This is a genomic window from Yeosuana aromativorans, assembly GCF_014646655.1.
GTDB lineage: Bacteria > Bacteroidota > Bacteroidia > Flavobacteriales > Flavobacteriaceae > Yeosuana > Yeosuana aromativorans.
In genome coordinates, this window is record NZ_BMNR01000001.1 from 508,590 (window position 1) to 526,817 (window position 18,228).

The 18,228-nt window shown below is 37.3% G+C and carries 10 protein-coding genes; all 10 read right to left on the reverse strand.

Translation table 11 applies throughout. The features are described 5' to 3' along the window. Positions 1-69: 69 nt before the first annotated feature. Positions 70-1,956 carry an OmpA family protein gene (locus tag IEW94_RS01995; protein ID WP_188649589.1) on the reverse strand — a complete coding sequence of 629 codons (1,887 nt, stop codon included), beginning with the start codon at positions 1,954-1,956 and terminating at the stop codon, positions 70-72. Positions 1,957-1,974: 18 nt separating this feature from the next. Next, a complete protein-coding gene (locus IEW94_RS02000) occupies positions 1,975-2,931 on the reverse strand; it encodes a PorP/SprF family type IX secretion system membrane protein (RefSeq protein WP_188649590.1) in 957 nt (318 codons plus the stop codon). A gap of 28 nt (positions 2,932-2,959) precedes the next feature. Beyond that, positions 2,960-7,648 (reverse strand): gliding motility-associated C-terminal domain-containing protein, encoded by a 4,689-nt coding sequence (locus IEW94_RS02005; RefSeq protein ID WP_188649591.1) that lies wholly within the window; start codon positions 7,646-7,648, stop codon positions 2,960-2,962. A gap of 211 nt (positions 7,649-7,859) precedes the next feature. Beyond that, positions 7,860-9,650 (reverse strand): cytochrome c oxidase subunit I, encoded by a 1,791-nt coding sequence (locus tag IEW94_RS02010; protein WP_188649592.1) that lies wholly within the window; start codon positions 9,648-9,650, stop codon positions 7,860-7,862. 29 nt (positions 9,651-9,679) lie between these two features. Further along, positions 9,680-10,747, reverse strand: coding sequence for a cytochrome c oxidase subunit II (locus IEW94_RS02015; protein WP_188649593.1), 1,068 nt, complete (start codon positions 10,745-10,747; stop codon positions 9,680-9,682). Positions 10,748-10,777: 30 nt separating this feature from the next. After that, positions 10,778-12,148: a VIT1/CCC1 transporter family protein gene (locus IEW94_RS02020; RefSeq protein ID WP_188649594.1), complete on the reverse strand. Its 1,371-nt coding sequence runs from the start codon at positions 12,146-12,148 to the stop codon at positions 10,778-10,780. 121 nt (positions 12,149-12,269) lie between these two features. After that, on the reverse strand, positions 12,270-12,836 hold the full coding sequence (locus IEW94_RS02025) for a c-type cytochrome (RefSeq protein ID WP_188649595.1): 567 nt from the start codon (positions 12,834-12,836) through the stop codon (positions 12,270-12,272). 8 nt (positions 12,837-12,844) lie between these two features. Further along, positions 12,845-13,378 (reverse strand): DUF3341 domain-containing protein, encoded by a 534-nt coding sequence (locus IEW94_RS02030; RefSeq protein WP_188649596.1) that lies wholly within the window; start codon positions 13,376-13,378, stop codon positions 12,845-12,847. Positions 13,379-13,382: 4 nt separating this feature from the next. After that, positions 13,383-15,110, reverse strand: a complete 1,728-nt coding sequence (gene nrfD, locus IEW94_RS02035; RefSeq protein WP_188649597.1) for an NrfD/PsrC family molybdoenzyme membrane anchor subunit — start codon at positions 15,108-15,110, stop codon at positions 13,383-13,385. Between the two features lie 30 nt (positions 15,111-15,140). Beyond that, entirely contained in the window at positions 15,141-18,224 is a 3,084-nt protein-coding gene (locus IEW94_RS02040) for a TAT-variant-translocated molybdopterin oxidoreductase (RefSeq protein WP_188649598.1), read from the reverse strand. Positions 18,225-18,228: the final 4 nt, after the last annotated feature.

The following is an 18,228-nucleotide window of genomic DNA, read 5'->3' on the forward strand; positions in this document are numbered from 1 at the left end:
AACAAACAAATATAAAGAAAAAGCCTTTCTAAAAACAGAAAGGCTTTTCAATATTAATAAGATTTGTTTTTAATTTAAAATAGTGAACTCACAGCGTCTGTTGATATCATATTCCTCATCGGTACAAATACCTTCTTTAACACAATTGTTAAGTGGCTGCATTTCACCATAACCGATACTTTTTAAACGCTTTCTATCAATGCCTTGGCTAACCAAATACTCTAAGGTTGCCGCGGCTCTTCGTTTTGAAAGCTCTAAATTATATTGGTCTGGTCCGCGGGCATCAGTATGGGCAGACACCTCAATTTCCATAGACGGATATTTGTTCATTAAATCAACCAAAACATCTAACGTTCTAGCGGCATCATCCCGGATATTGGATTTATCAAAATCAAAATAAATTTTATCCAATTCCACCTGTACATCACCTTTTTCATTCTCTTTCACACGTTCTTCAGCATCAGCAAAAGATTCCAAAGACAAATAAATATTATGCTGTATTTTACCATTGCTATCGGTAGAAAATTCCACATCTTGTGGAATATACGCCTTGCGTGTTCCTCTCACTTTGTACTTTTTGTTAGGCTCAATTTTAAATAAATAATGAGCTGAATCTCCAACAATGGTATCTTGTATGACATTGCCTGCTTCATTGAACAAGGTGACTAGTGAACCAACCAGTAATTCTTTGCTGTTTTTATCTTGAACAATACCTTCTACTTGATATTTTGTCAATATGTTTTCTTCTCTGGTAAAGCTAAGTAGCCTATCATGACCCGATCTGTTTGATGACACAAAACCTTTGTCGTCTTTTTCCCTGATCACAAAGGCAAAATCATCCAAAGGGCTGTTTATGGAGCTTCCAAGGTTTACCGGTGTGTCAAAATTGCCGTTAACCATATTGCTTCTAAATACGTCCAACCCACCAAAGCCTTCATGACCATTTGATGAAAAATACAACACATTATAATCACTTATAAACGGGAATTGTTCTCTATGTTTGGTGTTTATTACAGGACCTAGATTTTCTGGTTCACCATAAGTACCATCATCATTAATGGCCACTTTATAAATATCAAAACTTCCTAAAGTACCCGGCATATCACTGGCAAAATAAAGCGTTTTCTCATCTTTGCTTAAAGCTGGATGTTCTGTACTATATGAATTTGATGTGAACGGCAATGCTGTAACATTTGTCCAATTGCCATCAACCAGCTCTGCTTTGTAAATCTTGATTTGGGCAATTTTATCATCATTGGTTCTTTTTCGGATAGTATTGGTCCGGTTAAAATACATGGTTTTACCATCTTTTGTGAATACAGCATTACTTTCATGGGCATCTGTATTAATAGCATCCGAAAATGGTGTGATGTCCTGTAACGTGCCATCATTAGCCATTGTTGCAGAATACAAATCCAGACACGGTAAATTATTCCAAGCATAGGTTGGTCTTTCCGTATTTCTTGTTGATGCAAATGCCACTTTATCATCTCCGTAGAAAGACAAGCCAAAGTCACTAAAAGAATTTTCTGTTTCTACCTGTTTCAAATTGAAATTGTGTGGCGTTGTATTTTTATTTTTTTCAATAAAGGTAGGTGTGTTTATGTCTCTATTATAATAAATACTTAAATATTTATCGGCATCTTTATAGTTTTCAACTCCTTTTAATGCTTGGGCATATCTAAAATAATATTCAAGATCAAGCGAATCTCCATAAGTTATAAATAACTCTCGATAGTTTTTTATGGCCTTTTGAAGATTGGCATTGTAATAATAACTGTCTGCCAAATTTTGAAGCACTTCTTGTGTGTGCTCTTTGGTTTCATAAATTTCGGCCGCTTGATTGTACGCTCTCATCTCAAAAAGCTTATCAGCTCTTTTAAGGGTTCCTTGTTGTGCCAATGCCATTCCTCCAAATAATAAAAGGCTTGCAAGTATGTATGTTTTTGTTTTCATAATTGTAATCATTTAAAATTAGAAGAATCTTGGTGAACGGTCATAGCCGCCTTTAAATCCAAATAAATCGACATTAAACAAAATGAATATTTCATGTGATCCCGAACTGTAGCTTGATAAGTTGGATGTTGTATAATCATAGGCATAACCAATTCTTAAGTCTGGCGTTACCCTAAAATTCACCAAGGCGCTAAGGGCATCACCCAATCTGTATCCTAAACCTGCTTCCAGTTTTTCATGGATCAGCACGTTAGCCGTAATATCCAAAGCCATCGGTGCCCCTTTGACGGCTTTAGCCATAAAAGCTGGTTTGAGTTTAAGATCTTCATTGATATCAAAAACATAACCTCCTGTAAGGAAATAATGTATGTTTTGAACCCCTGTAGCTTTAATGCCGTTTTCATCTTCAAGATGTTTGGTTGACAACATATTTGGGGCCGATAATCCTACATAATAATGATCGGAGAAGTAAAAAGCTCCTATTCCTAAATTAGGGAATGCTTTACTGATATTTTCATTGAAGGCAAAATCTGTACTTCTATCTCCAGATTGCAAATTAAATCCATCAAAATTGGCATCAAAAAACGTAAACCCTGCTTTTAAGCCCAATGACAATTTACTTTCCAAACCAACGGGCAATACATACGCAAAATCTGCGTACATATTGTTTTCCTTAACAATATCTCCAATGTTATCATTGGTAAACGATATGCCTAATTCAATTTTTTCATTGACAGGCGTATGAGCAAAAAAGGTTCCTGTTTTTGGGGCGCCTTCTACTCCAACCCATTGCGACCTGTAAAGGCCTCCTAAGTTTAATATCCCTTGGTCTGCCGTAGCGTAGGCCGGGTTAATGACACTCATATTGTACATATACTGTGTAAATTGAGGGTCTTGTTGAGCAAAGCCTTGTAGAGACACAAGTGTCAAACTTAACAAAGCAGCTATTTTATGATATATATTTAAAGTTTTCATTGTTCTTAAATTTTAATTTATCTATCAATTATCTGCTTAAGTATAAGCGACCTTGTTTTGGTTTGTTTTGTCCATCATTATAATTGAATATATAGAAATAAACTCCTACAGGCAATTTACCATTGCCTAAGCTTCCCGATTGATTGGAGGTTCCATCAAAACGAGGACTTGAAGCGGTTCCTTTATAAACCACAGTACCGTATCGGTTAAATATTTCTATTTCAAAATTAGGATACAGAATATCCAAGTTGTTATAATCAAACGTATCGTTGACACCGTCACCATTTGGAGAGAATCCATCTGGCAAGGCTATTTTACCACATGATGTCAAATCTGGTGTAACCGCTAAACGGATACTACTTTCACAACCAGTGGTTGCATCATACAATGCTGCATAATAGGTTGCGGCATTGACTAGAGCTGTACCACTTGATACTGTTGAACCATTTGTTGCAGAATCATACCAAACCACATTGTTTTGATTAGAATCATATTCTGAAATGTTCAGTGTTAAATCCATTATGGTAGGACTGTCATTGATACATAATTCCAGATTGGAATTACTTAATGTTGGTGTTGGTGTATCATGAATGGTAACATCAACTTGAACACTTTGAGAGGACTCACATCCGGAACTGTTTGTTTGTGTTGCAAAATAATCTTCTCCATCGGTTAACGCGTCTGTTGAACTTAAAGCGGTTGCCAAGGTAGAATCTGTATACCACGTTACGGTTCCTGACGCTGTTATTGTTGCATCTAAATCGGCAACCGTTGGATTATCAACCATACAGAATTCAGGACTAGCATCAACAATGGTTGGTGCCGAACTATCATTAACCGTTACCGTTATTTGAGCACTGGAATCTGGTGAACACGGCGATACCGCTGTAACTGTATAGGTATAAATACCACTGGTATCAACTGTTGGATCAAACATGCTGGTACCACTAGCCAATACTGGAGACCAAGTGCCTCCACTTTGTGCATCTGCACTTAAAAATGTGGCTAAATCTACGTTTCCATCAATCACGCAAATTGAAACGGCATTATCACTTCCTGCATTGGGTGCTTGTGTAACTGTTACATCAACATTACTTGTAAACGTTCCACATGCATTGGTTAATGTGTACGTATAGGTTCCTGAAGCATCAACCAACGGATCAAAAACCCCAGTACCACTAGCCATCGCTGGTGACCAAGTACCTCCTGAATCTGCACTTCCTAGAAGTGAAAATAAATCAGTAGTTCCATTATTACTGCACACATCCAACGTGGCATCCGTTCCTGCATTTAACGGAGCTTCAACTATGACCGTAATGATTGTGCTATCATCAGAACATGGAGCAGAAGCCGCTACATAATAAGTAAATTGATATGTGCCTGGCGTTACTGCTGTTGCATCAAAAATATTACCTGTTAAAGCACCTGTGGCATCTGTATCTTGCCAAACACCACCAGTATCTTGAGTGCCATCTAATCCTGTATTTAAATCTACTGCACTATCAGAGCTACAAACACTTATAGGTAACGGATTTCCCGCATTTGGTGTTTGATGGATGATGGCAATCACTTCAAATCGTGTTGAAGATTCACACCCTGAGATTGCGTCTGTTTGTGTTGCGTAATAGGTTTCACCATCAACCAAACTCGCTGTTCCGGCCAAAGGAGAACCTCCTGAAGCTTCATCATACCATTGTATTGAGGTTCCGGTTGCTGAAAGATCTGAAATAGTAGCACTATCACAAACCTCTTGTGGAGTTGAAGCTGTTGGAGCTGGTGTATCATTGATAACAATACTGACTGTTACCAACACATCATCACAAGAACCAATAGCTGCTACATCATACGTAAAATTATAAGTTCCAGAAGTAAGGCCGTCAATAGTAACCAAGTTACCATTTAATGCACCTGTTGAATCATCATCTGACCAAGTTCCCGTTTGATCTTCTCCTGTTAACAAGTCAAACAAGTCAACTGTTTGTCCCGTTGTTATGGAAGCCATACAAAATTCCATAGGTGCATTTGCAGTGCCCGATTCTGGTGCATCTTCTACGGTAACAACTACTGTAGAACTATTTGAACAACCATTCACGTCTGTTATGCTATATGTAAAATGGTACGAGCCAATTGTTAAAGTTGATAAATCTACATCACTTCCTGAAAGTGCTCCGGTACTGTCATCGTCTGTCCAAGTTCCTCCAGAATCTTCACCTGAAAGTTGTCCAAACAAATCCAGTGGTGAATTGGCAACCAAATCATTTTCACAAAATACTGCGGTTGTTGGGGTACCCGTATTTGGTTGAGGGTTTACTATAATTTGAACGGTTACATCTACATCTGAACAACTTCCAATATCTGGAACTGAATAGGTATAATTATAGGTTCCGCTGGTTAATCCTGAAATATCAATTGGATTGGTTACTGTTGCTCCCGATGTATCTGGGCCCGCATACCAAGTTCCGTTCATGTCTTGTGTTCCATCCAATAATGCAAATAAATCAAATGGGGAATTAGCTGTTACGTTTTCTTCGCAAACTTCAAATGGCGCAAGGGCATTACCCGAATCTGGCGCGTCCTCAACTGTAACAACAACGGTTGAACTGTTTGAACAGCCATTTACATCCGTTATGCTGTATGTGAAGTTATAGGTGCCAATTGTTAAAGCCGTCAAATCTACATCACTTCCAGTTAAAGCTCCAGTTGTATTATCATCTGTCCAGGTTCCTCCGGAATCCTCTCCTGAGAGTTGGGCAAAGAGATCCAATGGCGAATTGGCCGCCAAATCATTTTCACAAAATGTAGCTGGTGATGGAATACCTGTATTAGGTAGTGGATTTATGGTAACACTTACTGTAACCAACACATCATCACAACTTCCTATCGCATCCACATCATACGTGAAATTATATGTACCTGCTATCAATCCAGATAAATCTATTGGATTTGTAACGGTAGATCCAGAAGTATCAGTTCCTGCATACCAAGTTCCTGTTTGGTCTGCACCAGTCAATAAATCAAATAAATCATAGCTTGTTGGTGCACTTCCTTCGCAAAACTCTGGGAAAGTGCTCACAGGCGTTCCAGATTCTGGAGACGGTTCTACTGTTATGGTTATGGTTTCAGTATCTGAACAAGATCCATTATCGATAGTATAATTATAAGAATATGGGCTGCCAGCAACGGTAAAACTTGAAATATCTAAAGAGTTTGATATTGTTGTATTGCTTGCATCAGTCCAGGTTCCACTGTTATTATCTTGGGATCCATCCAAAGCATTAAACAAATCAAATGGAGAATTGTCTAATAAATCATTTTCACAGAAAACTTGGTTGACCGCATTTCCTGCATTAGGATCTGGTAAAACAACTACTTGAACAGTAGTTGATTCTTCAGGACAAGGATTTGGTGATAAATTCTGAGTATAGGTGAAATTATAAGTACCAATGCCAAGTGCGGACACATCAATAGGTGATGTAACAACAGGATCTGTACTTAGTGTCCCTTGGGTCCATTGTCCATTGGCATCTTCATTATCAATTAATGAAAATAAATCAAATGAAGTTGGCGCAGTTGACTCACAATAAGTTGCAGGATTTGATGCCGATGGTGTCCCTGAAGTAAATGTTTGGTAAATAGTAATCGACACATTTGAACTGCTTTCGGGACAAGCTCCATTGGATGGAACCGTATATGTAAAGGTATAAACACCTGCAGTAGTTAAAGTAGAAATATTAACAGTTCCCTGATATCCATTGGTTGTCGCTAAAGGACCTGACCAAGTTCCTGTTATATCTGGTGTTCCTCCTAATTCATTAAACAAATCAAAGGCACTTGTAGGTACACTATCTGAACAATAATCTAAACTTGCTGAAGTTCCTGGATCATTAGGATCATCAATGATAACTGTAACAGGAATTGCATGACTATCACAAAACACATCATCAATTTGAACATAATACGTGTTACCATCAATTAATGGGGTAGATAATGGCAATGCTGGAGGAATTGGATTTCCACCACCATCAACATTTTGATACCAGCTAACAGAAGATGATGTCCCTGTGTCTAAATCGCCTATAGTTGCATTGGCATCAGAACAGAATAGCTGTGGACTTGTTGGTGTTGGGTCGGCCGGTGAGCTAAAAATAGCTGTGGTTCCAATCTCTATCTGACTTTTACATCCTAGATTATCAACAAAAACTATAAAATAGTTGTTGGCTCCAGAAGGTAAAGGGTCTGAATTACTCGCCAAACTTGTTAAATTATAATCATTATAAACTTCAACTGAACCTCCAGGTGGAATGCTGCTAAACAAAGCATCATTAATATAGGTCTGAACTGTAGGATTCTCATTACTGCAATAAATGGCGTCTAAGTTTTGACCAGATTTGTTAACCTGAAAGTCTACCACTATAGAACCTCTTGTTGCACAAGAACCGGCATTGTCGTCAGCATAAAAAGTTCCCTCATAAACTAATTGGGAAGGACTCATTGCACTACCTCCGGTTAAAGAATTATACCAGACAATACCACCACCAGTATCAGTTGCATAATCATTACTTAAATCAGCAAACGTGTAACCAGATGCATCACAAATTGATGGGGTAGGATCATTAATTGTTGGGCATTGAGCATTTGCAGAAAATGCCGCCCAAATAAATACAAAACTATAAGTAACACAAGTTAATGCATACCTAATAAGGGATTTTGTTTTCATAGATTTGGTTTATTAGTTATGTTAGTTTTTATGCAAAAAATCACAATTACAAGTCATTATAATTTCAGACATTTTTTCTAACAGAGCGCAATTTAACGATTTTTTTTGTATTTCATCGATTTTTTTAAATTTTTTTCGAAAATACTTACAAGGCATAAAAAAAGAGCCCATTTTTTTAAATGGGCTCTTTTTATATAAGGTGTATTTTTATTTAATGCTGAAGCTCTTCTTCTCCTTCTTTTAAAGGAATGTTTTGAGGTACAAAGTCATCTTCATGTCCAGGCTTACTATAGTCATAAGACCAACGATATACATGCGGAATTTCTCCTGGCCAGTTGCCATGAATATGTTTAACAGGTGCAGTCCATTCCAGTGTTGTTGACTTCCAAGGATTTTGAGGTGCTTTCTTCCCAAAGAAAATACTGCTAAAAAAGTTATATAAATAAATAATTTGAACAGCTCCACCAATCAAAGCAAATATGGTAATTATAACATTCACATTAGCTAAATCGTCAAATAGCGGAAAATTTGTGTTGGTATAATAACGTCTTGGTAAACCTGCCATTCCAATAAAATGCATAGGAAAGAATACACCGTACGCACATATTGCTGTTACCCAGAAATGAATATAACCCAAGTTCTTATTCAACATGCGACCAAACATCTTAGGATACCAATGATAAATTCCTGCAAACATACCGTAAAGAGCCGATATACCCATTACTAAATGGAAGTGAGCTACTACAAAGTATGTATCATGTACATTAATATCTAAAGCACTATCACCAAGTATAATTCCTGTTAAACCACCTGTGATAAATGTTGATACAAAACCAATAGCAAACAACATGGCCGGGTTCATTTGTAAATTTCCTTTCCATAAGGTTGTAATCCAGTTAAACGCTTTTACAGCTGAAGGAATGGCAATCAACAAGGTTGTGAATGTAAATACAGATCCTAGGAATGGATTCATACCTGACACAAACATGTGGTGACCCCAAACTATTGTTGATAAAAAGGCAATGGCCAAAATGGAAGCTATCATGGCGCGATAGCCAAAAATTGGTTTACGAGAGTTTGTTGCCATAATCTCTGACACCAATCCCATTGCTGGCAAAATAACAATGTAAACCTCTGGATGGCCTAAGAACCAGAATAAATGCTCGAACAATACAGGTGAACCACCATGATAATGTAATACTTCACCTTGAATAAATATATCTGATAAGAAGAATGAGGTTCCAAAACTTCTATCCATGATCAATAATAGGGCCGCCGATAATAAAACCGGGAATGAAATGACTCCAATGACTGCTGTGATAAAGAACGTCCAGATAGTTAATGGAAGTCTTGTCATAGACATGCCTTTAGTACGTAAGTTTAAAACCGTAACAATATAGTTTAACGATCCCATTAGTGATGATGCAATGAAAATAGCCATAGAGACTAACCACAAAGTCATTCCTAAACCTGAACCACCTTGAGCCATTGGTAAGGCGCTTAAAGGAGGATAAATGGTCCATCCAGCAGCGGCTGGTCCGGCCTCAACAAACAATGAGATAACCATGACAACACTTGATAAGAAAAACAACCAATAGGAAATCATGTTTAAAAATCCTGATGCCATATCACGTGCACCAATTTGCAACGGTATTAATAAGTTACTAAAAGTACCACTCAATCCGGCTGTTAGCACAAAGAAAACCATTATGGTTCCATGTATGGTTACCAATGCTAAATAAATATCCGAACTCATAACACCATCTGGTGCCCATTTGCCCAATACGGCTTCAAACAGAACATTAGGTTGCTCTGGCCATGCTAATTGCATACGGAACATCATAGACATAAATACACCTATAACTCCCATGATAGTACCGGTAATAAGGTACTGCTTAGCAATCATCTTATGATCCTGACTAAAGATATATTTAGTTACAAAGGTTTCTTTGTGATGATGTCCGTGGTCTTCGTGAGCGTGAGTATCTTCGTGTGCTGACATAATCTTATATCGTATTTATCTTTTTAAATTTAATTAATTAGAGAGTTTTTGAAAACTTTTTGTTCCTTCATCCAAGCATCAAATTCTTCTTGACTTTCAACTACTATTTTCATTTGCATATTGTAATGTGATTTACCACAAATTTTATTACATAATAGTAAGTAGTTAAATTCATAGCGATCTAAAGGTTGTTCTCCTTTTGCTACTAATTCTTTACTTTTTTCAACTCTAATTTCATTAATATGAGCAACTTTTTCTTGTATTTCTGGTCTTTGGCGCATTTCAGCAGTTGTTACTGTTGGCGTAAAACCAAATTGGGTAATCATACCAGGAACACAGTTCATTTGAGCCCTAAAATGTGGCATGTAAGCTGAGTGCAACACATCTTGCGAACGCATTTTAAATAGTATTGGTCTACCTACCGGTAAATGCAATTCTTTGGTAATGACATCATCTTGTCCATAAGGATCTGCTTCATCAATTCCCAGAACGTTTGCACGATCAATATCAATTAAACGCACATTGGATTTTCCCAAGGTATTATCTTCACCGGCATATCGAGCTGTCCAGTTGAATTGCTGAGCATATAGCTCAATAACCATAGGGTCATCATCTTGATTGACGCCCATAATACTTATCCAAGTATTTAAACCATAAATAATGAGTCCTGCTAATACAATTACAGGTATAATTGTCCAAATAGCTTCCAATTTATTGTTATCAGCAAAAAACAATGCTTTTTTACCTTTTTCACCTTTGTATTTATAGGCAAAATAATACAGTAAAAATTGAGTGACTGTTTGTACAATGAAAATAAGCACCAAAGAGATAATCATTAAATTATCAATTTGAGGACCATGTTCTGATGCAGAATTGGACAATAATGGCAAGTCCCCCCATTTAACGAATGACACTATTGTAATACCATAAATGAACAATAAGAAGCCCATCATTAGATATCCATTTATTTTGTTGTCCTTATCGGTGGCAACTTGTGCATTTTCTACTTTAGCTTGGGCCAGATCAAAAATCTTAACCATTTGCCAGATGGCAACTAAAATAAATACTAAAACTATAATTGTTAATAAAGCAGTCATTGTTATCGTTCGTCTTTATTTAAATCTTAATTAATAATGGTAATGTTCACTTTCCTTAATAAAAGGGTTTCCTTCAGGACGTAAGTTTACTTTTGAAAGACCTGTTCCTACAACATAAATAAACAGTCCTAAGAAAAAGGCTATACTTGCTATTTCAGTAATTCCAAAAGAGTAATTAACCCCAACTGTAGATGGCATTACCAATAAGTATATATCAATATAATGTCCTACTAAAATGGCTATTCCGGCAATAACAATAAACCAAGGCACCCGTTTAAAGTCGCTGTTCATGAGTATCAATATTGGGAATACAAAATTAAGCACTAACATTCCAAAGAACAATAGGTTATATTCTTGTATACGCATGACAAAGTAAACCACTTCCTCGGGCATGTTAGCGTACCAAATAAGCATGAATTGGTCAAACCATAAATACGTCCAGAAAATACTAAAGGCAAACATGAATTTTCCCAAATCGTGCAAATGGCTATCGTTTATAAAACTAACAAGGCCTTTGCTTTTTAGGTATATGGTCACTAATGCTATAACTGTTATGGCAGACACAAACATACTGGCAAAAACATACCAAGCAAATAAGGTACTATACCAATGTGGTGTCATGGACATAAACCAATCCCAAGACATTAACGATTCTGTAATGATAAAAAATATTAAGAAAAATACGGATATCTTGAAGTTTTTGCGGTATGGGTTTAAATCTGTAGCCGACTCGTTCAAAGAGTTTTTTCTAGAGAAATAACGGTATAAGTTCCATCCTAACAAGTATACTATGGCCCTGATTACAAAGAACGGAAAATTAAGGAATCCTGATTTTCCTTGTAAAATTTTATCTTCGGCAACCAACTCGTGATTTTGCCAAGGATAAAAATGAGTGCCTGCTAAGATAACAAGTAAGACAACTATAATTGAACCTGGCAGTAAATAGGAAGTAATCCCTTCCATTACCCTAAACAGTACAGGAGACCAACCAGCTTGTGCTGCATATTGTATGGCATAAAATACCAAGGCTCCTAAAGCTATCATAAAAAAGAAAAACGCTGAAACTAATGTAGCAGACCATGGTTTGGTTTGCAATTGATGTAAAACATGTTCTAAATGGTTACCATGATGTTCTTGGTCCATTTGTGCCTCATGCTGTTCCATTGCTGCTGCTGCATAACCTTCTTCGCCTCGGGCTTGATCTACAAATGCTTCTTTATGCGTCTCGTCGTTTTCAGATAAGGCTGATTCACCCTCGTGGTGGCTATTTTGAGCCGCCAAAATTTCCTTTACATCGTCAACCGTTTTCGGTGTATTTAAAAACCCATAAGTTAAGCCTACAAGTCCTAACACCATAAGAACGATAGAAAATAATTTTAATTTACCAGATAGCTTGTACATACTAAAAATATATAATGCAGGTTATTTCTTTATTCTTTTGAAACATCTTTTTAAACCCTCTTTTAATGAGTTGTTTTATGCAATGTTTCGTTATTAGTTATCAATTTCAATTATTAAAAGGCTACTTAGCCGATCCTTCAAGCTTTTGTTTTAAATCCAACACATAGGATACAACTTCCCAACGTTCTTTTTCACTAAGCTGATTTTTGTAAGATCCCATGGCATTTTTGCCGTAGTATATCACATGATAAATACTTCCTTCTGTGATTGCTCTTGCAGGATCATCATATCTTGGAACACCTAAGATTTTTTCTCGCTTTACCAAGTTTCCTTGTCCGTCACCTTTTACACCATGGCATATTGCACAGTAGATATCAAAAAGTACTTTAGTTTTTTCCAAATCAACTTGAGTTGAATCCAGTGGACTTTTCAATGTTTCTTTAGCTAAGTTGTATCCCTCAGTAGTGTTTTCATATTCAAATAGGCTATGGCCCCTTGCTATGGTCCCTTCTGGAGACACTTGCGCTTCAATACCGTTGGCAAATGCTTTTGATTCACTATATGCTTCATACCCAACTGGGGCATACATATTTGGCATGTACTGATAGTTAGGCACAGAGTCTTTTTTGCAAGATGCAAAAGACGTTAAAATAACTGTCAATACTAATATTTTAATTAAGCTTTTCATAGTATTCATTAATGGGCTTTATCAACTAAATTAACTTCTACGGCTCCTGTCCCGTTAAGCAACTTTAACAGTTCGCTTTCATTTCCATCTACAGCTACTTCCATTAAGAAGTGGTCGTCTGTTGTTCTTGGATCTGGATTTTGTGGCTTTCTAAATGGCCATATTTTACTTCTTAGATAAAATGTGATAACCATTAAATGGGCCGCGAAAAATACCGTCAATTCAAACATAATAGGAATAAAAGCTGGCATGTTGTGAAAATAGCTAAAACTTGGCTTTCCACCTATATTTTGTGGCCAATCCTCAATCATCATATAGTTCATCATCAAGATAGCCACGGTAAGACCTGTTAATCCATATAGAAAAGAGGCAATGGCAATACGTGTTGGAGCTAACCCCATGGCTTTGTCCAATCCATGTACAGGAAAAGGTGTAAAGACCTCTTCAATATGATATTTTTCAGCTTTAACTTTCTTAACAGCTGACATCAATGTATCATCATCAGTATAAATAGCGTGTACAACTTTTGAAGATTCTTCCATACTACTATTTGTTTATTAATTTTTTAGCCTGTCCTGCCCAATCATCACGTTCTGCTCTTCCACGCAACGAACCCGAAATGGAATCAAACAAGTCATATTCTCTTTTGGTCATTTTACTTATTTGCTGATAAGAATAAATCCCTATATCATTTAAATGCAATTCTGTTTTTGGACCGATACCATTAATTTCTTGTAAGTGATCCTTTTTCTGTGTTGTTGGATCAAATTCACCAACATTTTCCAATAACAGCATAATCTCACCAGAATGCTTTTCGTGCTCTATGGCATCAAAAGAATCTTTTTGTGATGTTCTTTTATCTGTTGCAGTTCCTTCTAAACTTTTTCCTGCTTCTCTTAATCTCTTATAGCGTTCTCCTGAAGATTTCAATATGGTTTTAACTTCAGCTTGAGCAATCACAGGGAAGGTTCTTGCATACAGTAGGAACAACACAAAGAAAAATCCAATGGTTCCCATAAATATTCCAATATCAACAAATGTTGGAGAGAACATGGTCCATCCTGATGGTGTTCTACCTTTACTTAAATCAACCACGATAATATTGAAACGTTCAAACCACATCCCAATGTTAATAACCAAGGCCACAACAAATGTCCACATAATATTACGTCTCCATTTCTTAACCCATAAAGTCAATGGCACGATAAAGTTACAGGTAATCAAGGCCCAAAATGCCCACCAATATGGTCCTGTGGCAGCGCCATAAGACAAGTATGTGTAATTTTCATAAGAGCTACCGGAATACCAACCTATAAAGTATTCAGTGATATAAGCGATACTTACTATACCTCCGGTTAATATGATAACCTTATTCATGTACTCTATATGCAGCAATGTAATATAATCTTCAAGATTAGATACTTTACGCATGACGATCAATAATGTTTGTACCATGGCAAATCCCGAGAAAATAGCTCCTGCCACAAAGTAAGGAGGGAAAATGGTACTATGCCATCCAGGAACAACCGAAGTAGCGAAGTCAAACGATACAATGGTGTGTACAGATAGTACTAATGGTGTTGCCAATCCTGCCAAAACCAATGATACTTCTTCAAATCGTTGCCAATCTTTGGCTCGACCAGACCATCCAAAACTTAATAAGGTATATATTTTCTTTTGAAACGGTTTAACGGCACGATCACGAATCATGGCGAAATCAGGCAATAATCCTGTCCACCAGAATACCAATGATACCGATAGATATGTTGAGATTGCGAACACGTCCCAAAGCAATGGTGAGTTAAAGTTAACCCAAAGCGATCCGAATTGGTTTGGAATTGGCAATACCCAATACGCCAACCATGGACGCCCCATGTGAATGATTGGGAATAACCCGGCTTGAACCACCGCAAAAATAGTCATGGCCTCAGCAGAACGGTTTACTGCCATTCTCCACTTTTGACGGAACAATAATAGTACTGCAGAAATAAGCGTACCGGCGTGACCAATACCTACCCACCATACAAAGTTGGTGATATCCCAAGCCCATCCAATGGTTTTGTTTAATCCCCAAACTCCAATACCTGTAGATATGGTGTAAATAATACATCCTAATCCCCATAAAAAGGCAACTAGTGCAATAGAGAATACAATCCACCAAGATTTATTGGCTTTTCCCAAAACAGGCGCTCCAACATCAACACTAATGTCATGATAGGACTTTTCCCCAGTAACTAAAGGTTCTCTTATAGGTGCTTCGTAATGTGACGACATATTTATAAATAATTATCTTAATTCAAACGTTTATGATTCTGTTGTGTTTTTTACTTTAACCTGATACATAACATTAGGTTTGGTTCCTACGCTTTCCAATAGATGGTACATTCTATCGTCTTGAACCATTTCCACTATTTTAGAATCTTTATTATTAACATCTCCAAATACCATGGCACCATTGTTACAAGCAGCAGAACATGCTGTTTGGAACTCGCCATCTTTGACTTCGCGTCCGTCTCGTTTGGCATCTAAAATGGTTTTTTGTGTCATTTGGATACACATAGAGCATTTTTCCATAACACCACGAGAACGTACTACAACATCTGGATTTAAAACCATACGGCCTAAATCATCATTCATGTAGTAATCAAACTCATCATTCTCGTTATATAAGAACCAGTTGAAACGACGTACTTTGTAAGGGCAGTTATTGGCACAGTAACGCGTTCCTACGCAACGGTTATACGCCATATGGTTTTGGCCTTGTCTACCATGAGACGTAGCCGCAACCGGACATACCGTTTCGCAAGGCGCATGGTTACAGTGTTGACACATAACTGGTTGAAAAGCAACCTCTGGATTTTCATAGGATTGTCTTTCTACTTTTGAATACGGTTCAAAAGCTCCTAAGTTTTCAAGATCTTCCTGCTCTTCCTTAAAAGTATCATTTGATGAATAGTATCGGTCAATACGCAACCAGTGCATATCCCTAAATTTGCGTACTTCACGTTTTCCAACTACTGGTACGTTGTTTTCTGAATGGCAAGCAATCACACAAGCACCACAACCTGTACAGGCATTTAAATCTATTGATAAATTAAAGTGGTGTCCAATACTGGTGTCGTATCCTACCCAAATATCAGCATTTTTATCGCTGGTTGGAATTTCTTGATGGTCATAACTTACACCTTCTTTTTCGTTCCAGTGCTCTTTGTCTTTGGTGTTAAATATTTCTAGTGTAGTTTCCTTAATGATATCAGCCCTACCAGCCATTGTGTTTTGTAACTGAATACAAGCAAATTCATGTTCACCCGAAGCCAGCTCAACAGTAACGTCTTGAATAGGATTAAAGTTTTGATATAACTTATACGCATTAACACCTGTTTTCATTTCATCCTTGATACCTTTGGCTGTTCTACCATAACCAAGCGCCAATCCTACCGATCCTTTTGCTTGACCAGGTTGAATAATCACTGGTACTTTAAGAGTTGTTCCGTTGACGGTTACATTGGCATAACTACCATTTAAAGCACCATTGGAAACATGGGTATTGACCAAATCCAAGGCATCAGCATCAAATTTAGAAACCGTCAAATAGTTGTCCCAAGAAGTTCTTGTGATTGGGTCTGGGAATTCTTGTAACCAAGGGTTGTTGGCTTGTTGACCATCTCCCATTCCTATTTTGGTATAAAGTGTCAATTCTAAGGCGCTAGGTTTTACAGACGCGGCCAAAGCTCTAGCCGCATCTCCTGAAGGCATTTCTGCATTTTCTATTGCTGCTGTAGTATCCTCAGTTTCTGTAGCAATGGCACCTACAAATACACCATCATGCAAGGCTTGGTTAAATGAACTTCCATTTAAAATACCGGTTCCCCAAGTATCTTTAATGTAATCATGGTAAGACATGTCGTTACCAGTCCATTTTAACAAGGCCTCTTGAAATTGTCTTGTATTGAATAACGGACGAATAGTAGGTTGTGTTAAACTATAATGTCCTTTTTTGATTTCGGCATCACCCCAAGATTCTAAATAATGAGGAGCTGCTGCGATATATTGTGTTTCAGAAGATGTTTCATCTTCTTTCATTGAAAACGCAACAGATAATTCTGTATTCTTTAAGCCTTCAGCAAAATCAGACGCATTTGGCAATGTGTAGATTGGGTTAACACCACTCATGATAATGGCTCCAATTTTTCCTGCTTTCATATCAGAAATTAAGTCCATCACCGCCTTGTCACTACCTTGTCTAGATTTGATTGGTGTTGATTTATCAAAAACCTGACTGTTTAAATAGTCATTGATTTCAAGAACAACAGTTTGTGCATTGACATCTTGAATACCTGTAACCACAACACCTTTGCTTCCAGCTCTTTTTAATTGAGAAGCCGCCTTTTTAACAGCCTCATCAATAGCTTCTGGTAAACTTCCAGAAACAGAACCTCCAACAACATAGCTATATAATTTGGCCAATGCCATTTTTTGTTCGCTTGGCGTTAACGGCACACGTTTGTCTGCATTAGCACCTGTTAAAGACATATTAGATTCAAACTGAATATGTCTTGACATTTTGCCATTTTGTGGTACCCTGCTTTTTGAATATCCAGAATCAAAACCACCACCTTGCCAGTTTCCTAAGAAATCGGCACCAATAGACACAATGGTTTCAGCCTTTGAAAAATCATAATTTGGTAAAGCACGCTCGCCGTATTTTGCTTGATAAGCATCTAATGTCGCAGACTCAGAAACAGCATCATAAACAACATGGCGCACATTTCCGTATTTTTCTTTGAATTCAGCAATCAATCTGCTTGTTGAAGGACTGGCAAAAGTTTGTGTCAACAAAACAACATCTTTACCTGAATCTTTTAAGCTATTCAGTTTTTGAATAACATCAGCATCCAATTCTTCCCAAGAAATAGGACTTCCTTCTTTTCTAGGGCTTTGTACCCGCAAGCTGTCATATAATCCTAAAACCGATGCGTTTACTCTTGCATTGGCACCACCGTTAGCTTTAGCTAAAGTGTTTCTTTGGATTTTAATTGGACGACCTTCACGGGTTTTTACTAAAACACTCGCAAAATCATACCCATCTGCAATAGTAGTTGCATAATAGTTTGCCACACCAGGAATAATTTCCTCTGGTTGCACAACATAAGGGATGGATTTGATGACAGGTCCTTCACATGCGGCCAATGTAGCTGCCGCCGTACTAAACCCAACATATTTTAAGAAATCGCGACGGGTTGTTGAAGACGCACCCAAATCTTTATTGCCTAAAAATTCATCGGTTGGTATTTCTTCTACAAACTCGTTTTGTTTTAGCGCCTCAACAATAGAGCTGTTTTCGTTAAGCTCCTCAACACTTTTCCAGTATTTCTTGTTTGATGACATATTA